Source organism: Rubidibacter lacunae KORDI 51-2 (genome assembly GCF_000473895.1).
GTDB lineage: Bacteria > Cyanobacteriota > Cyanobacteriia > Cyanobacteriales > Rubidibacteraceae > Rubidibacter > Rubidibacter lacunae.
On sequence record NZ_ASSJ01000063.1, the window covers coordinates 1 to 5,471 of the forward strand.

General features: G+C 55.7%; 2 tRNA genes and 3 rRNA genes. All 5 read right to left on the reverse strand.

Features of this window, described 5'->3' with window-relative positions:
• Positions 1–220: 220 nt before the first annotated feature.
• Positions 221–337 (reverse strand): 5S ribosomal RNA (gene rrf, locus KR51_RS11265).
• Between the two features lie 117 nt (positions 338–454).
• Positions 455–3,262 (reverse strand): 23S ribosomal RNA (locus KR51_RS11270).
• 180 nt (positions 3,263–3,442) lie between these two features.
• Positions 3,443–3,515: transfer RNA gene (locus tag KR51_RS11275), tRNA-Ala, on the reverse strand.
• Between the two features lie 38 nt (positions 3,516–3,553).
• A tRNA-Ile gene (locus tag KR51_RS11280) sits at positions 3,554–3,627 on the reverse strand.
• Between the two features lie 136 nt (positions 3,628–3,763).
• Positions 3,764–5,252 (reverse strand): 16S ribosomal RNA (locus KR51_RS11285).
• Together the 16S, 23S and 5S rRNA genes with 2 tRNA genes alongside form the textbook arrangement of a ribosomal RNA operon.
• Positions 5,253–5,471 lie beyond the last annotated feature (219 nt).

Below are 5,471 nucleotides of genomic sequence, written 5' to 3' on the forward strand. Positions count from 1 at the left end.
TTAGAGCAACTGTTATGCAAGCAGGAGCAGTAGCGCGTCAGACTCCCACCAGAGGTTGTGGCAGCAGGCACGGGATATGATTTCATACTCGAGGCTCTATCGAGGGCGAAAAATCTTTGATTTTGCATCAAGGAACCTCGGTTTGGCGGCACACGCTAGAGAAGGTGGGTCAAAAAAAGGAAGTGCCCTTCAGCTGAAGGGCACTTCCTCATGAAATCAAACCTGGCATCGAACTATTTTGCCGGACAGCAACCCGTCCAGTATCGTCGCCGCTGCAGCGTTTCACCTGCGAGTTCGAGATGGATCGCCGTGGGTCCACTGCGCTATTGACACCAGGAAAGCCTTAAAACCAGATGTCTTACTTTCTCCAGTTCAAAATGCAAAGCGATGCATTTTACAACACCTTCAAGACCGCACAGCCTTTGTCAAGAATCCAACATACCAGCCTAGCAGCGAGGTCAAGCCCTCGGTCTGTTAGCACGCCTCGGCTGCATACGTTGCCGCACTTCCACCTAGCGTCTAGTAACGGGTGTTCTCCCCGTGACCTTACCTCCTTAAGGAGTGAGAGCACTCATCTTGAGGTGGGCTTCCCACTTAGATGCTTTCAGCGGTTATCCACTCCGCACTTAGCTACCCTGCGTTTACCGTTGGCACGATAACAGGTACACCAGCGGTGCGTCCTTCCCGGTCCTCTCGTACTAAGGAAGGCTCCTCTCAATGCTCTTACGCCTGCACCGGATATGGACCGAACTGTCTCACGACGTTCTGAACCCAGCTCACGTACCGCTTTAATGGGCGAACAGCCCAACCCTTGGGACCTACTCCAGCCCCAGGTTGCGATGAGCCGACATCGAGGTGCCAAACCTCCCCGTCGATGTGAACTCTTGGGGGAGATCAGCCTGTTATCCCTAGAGTAACTTTTATCCGTTGAGCGACGGCCCTTCCACACAGTGCCGTCGGATCACTAAGGCCGACTTTCGTCCCTGCTCGACTTGTAGGTCTTGCAGTCAAGCTCCCTTCTGCCTTTGCACTCTTCGGCTGATTTCCAACCAGCCTGAGGGAACCTTGGCGCGCCTCCGTTACCATTTAGGAGGCGACCGCCCCAGTCAAACTGCCCGCCTGAAACTGTTCCCTTCCCGGATGACGGGTAAGGGTTAGAATGTCAGCTTCGTCAGAGTGGTATCTCACCAGCGGCTCCCAGATGCCCACAAGCATCTTTTCATCGCCTCCCACCTATCCTGCGCAGACCAAGCCGAAACCCCATTCCAGGTTACAGTCAAGCTTCATAGGGTCTTTCTGTCCAGGTGCAGGTAGTCCGTATCTTCACAGACAATCCTATTTCGCCGAGCCTCTCTCCGAGACAGTGCCCAGATCGTTACGCCTTTCGTGCGGGTCGGAACTTACCCGACAAGGAATTTCGCTACCTTAGGACCGTTATAGTTACGGCCGCCGTTCACCGGGGCTTCGGTCGCTAGCTTCGGTTACCCTAACCAGCTTCCTTAACCTTCCGGCACTGGGCAGGCGTCAGCCCCTATACATCCTCTTGCGAGTTAGCAGAGACCTATGTTTTTGGTAAACAGTCGCCTGGGCCTCTTCACTGCGACCACCTCTCGGTGGCACCCCTTCTTCCGAAGTTACGGGGTTATTTTGCCGAGTTCCTTGGAGAGAGTTACCTCGCGCCCCTTAGTATGCTCTACCACCCTACCTGTGTCGGTTTCGGGTACGGGTACCGGCTTTCAACACGGACTTGGCTTTTCTTGGCACTATCCTTCACCACGCAGGGACCGTAGTCCCCTCCCAATCCAATCAGGGTGTGGCTAGCTGTCATGCGTCCCCAAGCCGCTCCAGCTCGGCAGTCAGGGAATATTAACCCTGTATCCATCGACTACGCCTTTCGACCTCGCCTTAGGACCCGACTAACCCTCCGCGGACGAGCCTTCCGGAGGAACCCTTAGGGTTTCGGGGCTTTGGATTCTTACCAAAGTTTTCGCTACTCAAGCCAACATTCTCACTTCTGTCCGCTCCACCCCTGCTTGCCGCTAGGGCTTCTCCACTGACAGAACGCTCCCCTACCACATAGTCCGCAGCTTCGGTGGGATGCTTAGCCCCGTTCATTTTCGGCGCCGGAACGCTTGACCAGTGAGCTATTACGCACTCTTTCAAGGATTGCTGCTTCTAGGCAAACCTCCTGGTTGTCTATGCATTCCCACCTCCTTTATCACTTAGCATCCACTTGGGGACCTTAGCTGGCGGTCTGGGCTGTTTCCCTCTCGACGATGAAGCTTATCCCCCACCGTCTCACTCGTTACTAACCTACCGGTATTCTGAGTTTGCCTCGCTTTGGTACCGCTCTCGCAGCCCGCAGCGAAACAGTGCTTTACCCCCGGCAGGACTCCGTAACGGCTGCGCCTAAACGCATTTCGGGGAGAACCAGATAGCTCCGAGTTCGATTGGCATTTCACCGCTAACCACACCTCATCCGCCAACTTTTCAACGTTGGTCGGTTCGGACCTCCACTTAGTGTTACCTAAGCTTCATCCTGGACATGGTTAGTTCACCCGGGTTCGGGTCGACAAAACGTGACTTACGCCCTATTCGGACTCGCTTTCGCTCGGGCTGCGGTGCTGCACACCTTAACCTGCCACGCCCTGTCACTCGCTGGCTCATTCTTCAACAGGCACGCGGTTACCCGTTCAATCGGGCTTCCACTGCTTGTAAGCTAACGGTTTTACGTTCTATTTCACTCCCCTCGCCGGGGTTCTTTTCACCTTTCCCTCGCGGTACTGGTTCGCTATCGGTCACGCAGTAGTGTTTAGCCTTACGAGGTGGTCCTCGCTGATTCATCCGGGATTTCACGTGCCCCAGACTACTCGGGATTCAACTGTGTTGCTGCTGCTTTCGACTACAGGACTTTTACCTTCTTGGGTGCAGTTTTCAGCTGCTTCGTCTAGCTTGGGCAAACACTTGTAGTTGTCCCACGACCCCAACCGCCGCAGCAGTTGGTTTAGGCTCGTCCCGTTTCGCTCGCCGCTACTCAGGGAATCGCTGTTGCTTTCTTTTCCTCCGGCTACTAAGATGTTTCAGTTCGCCGGGTTCGCTCGTATTGACCTATGGATTCAGTCAATCGTTCTTGGGGTTGCCCCATTCGGAGACCTCCGGCTCATAGCTTGCTTCCAGCTCCCCGGAGCGTTTCGTCGGTCGCCACGTCCTTCTTCGCCTCTGCGTGCCTAGGGCTCCACCGTTAGCTCTTGGTAGCTTGACCTCGGTTTGCTGCTCTCGGCATTGTCCTCCGTCATGTTTCCACGACGATAGGTACCTGCATACTTGGCTCTTGACAATTGCTATGCGGTTTTCAAGGTGCTCGCTCGGACTCTACAGCCCGGCAGCTCCGCGTCTTCTACGCGTCAGTGCCGAGACGTTTGGTCGCTCTTCTACTTCTCAGTGGAGGTAAGCGGACTCGAACCGCTGACTTCCTGCGTGCAAAGCAGGCGCTCTACCAACTGAGCTATACCCCCACGCTTCCCTTACTCGATTGCTTTCAGACAATCGGTAGTGGGCCATCCTGGATTTGAACCAGGGACCTCACCCTTATCAGGGGTGCGCTCTAACCAACTGAGCTAATAGCCCGTTGCTCTCACCTCGATTCAGAATCTGCCCTCACGCTTCTTTCACTCAAAACCTAAACTCGACCTCGACCGACCTTGGGATGACGACAAGTTGCAACGGATTTGTTCTACCTTTGCACTTGTGTTAGGTCTCCCTATAAGGAGGTGATCCAGCCACACCTTCCGGTACGGCTACCTTGTTACGACTTCACCCCAGTCACCAACCCTGCCTTCGGCGCCCTCCTCCCGTAGGTTAGAGTAACGACTTCGGGCGTGGCCAGCTTCCATGGTGTGACGGGCGGTGTGTACAAGGCCCGGGAACGAATTCACCGCAGTATGCTGACCTGCGATTACTAGCGATTCCTCCTTCATGCAGGCGAGTTGCAGCCTGCAATCTGAACTGAGACCGGGTTTGCTGGGATTCGCTCGCCCTCGCGGGTTCGCTGCCCGTTGTCCCGACCATTGTAGGACGTGTGTAGCCCAGGGCATAAGGGGCATGCTGACTTGACGTCGTCCCCACCTTCCTCCGGTTTGTCACCAGCAGTCTCCTTAGAGTGCCCAACTAAATGCTGGCAACTAAGGACGAGGGTTGCGCTCGTTGCGGGACTTAACCCAACATCTCACGACACGAGCTGACGACAGCCATGCACCACCTGTCACGGCGCTCCCGAAGGCACCCTTCGGTTTCCCAAAGGTTCGCCGGATGTCAAGCCCTGGTAAGGTTCTTCGCGTTGCATCGAATTAAACCACATCCTCCACCGCTTGTGCGGGCCCCCGTCAATTCCTTTGAGTTTCACGCTTGCGCGCGTACTCCCCAGGCGGGAGACTTAACGCGTTAGCTACGGCACGGCTCGGGTCGATACGAGCCACACCTAGTCTCCATCGTTTACGGCTAGGACTACAGGGGTATCTAATCCCTTTCGCTACCCTAGCTTTCGTCCCTGAGCGTCAGTTGCGGTCCAGTAGGGCGCTTTCGCCACTGGTGTTCTTCCCAATCTCTACGCATTTCACCGCTACACTGGGAATTCCCCCTACCCCTACCGCACTCTAGCCTGGCAGTTTCCACTGCCTCTCCGCGGTTAAGCCGCGGGCTTTGACAGCAGACTTGTCAGGCCGCCTGCGAACGCTTTACGCCCAATAATTCCGGATAACGCTTGCCTCCTCCGTATTACCGCGGCTGCTGGCACGGAGTTAGCCGAGGCTGATTCCTCAGGTACCGTCACTGTCTTCTTCCCTGAGAAAAGCGGTTTACAACCCAAAGGCCTTCTTCCCGCACGCGGTCTGGCTCCGTCAGGCTTTCGCCCATTGCGGAAAATTCCCCACTGCTGCCTCCCGTAGGAGTCTGGGCCGTGTCTCAGTCCCAGTGTGGCTGCTCGTCCTCTCAGACCAGCTACCGATCGCTGCCTTGGTAGGCCGTTACCCCACCAACTAGCTAATCGGCCGCGAGCTCCTCCTCTGGCGCCGGAGCGTTTCACCCGAAGGCATATGGGGTATTAGCCGCCGTTTCCAACGGTTGTCCCCCTCCAGAGGGCAGATTCTCACGTGTTACTCACCCGTCCGCCACTAAGTCCGAAGACTTCGTTCGACTTGCATGTGTTAGGCCGACCGCCAGCGTTCATCCTGAGCCAGGATCAAACTCTCCATGGTGATTCGCTTTCTTGCTACTCGCATTCCACGAATCGGAGGGTTATCCGAATTGAATTTTCGAGGTCAAAGAATGAGCTGAAAGTATTGTGCTGACAGACTCTGAAGTTGTCGAGGTTCGAGGCGCGGAGGCGGGGGTGCCCGCTGAGCGCATTTACCAATCTATCCCCCTCCCTCGGCTCTGTCAACCCCTTCCTCGAAATTCTTTCCCAACTCCTCCTT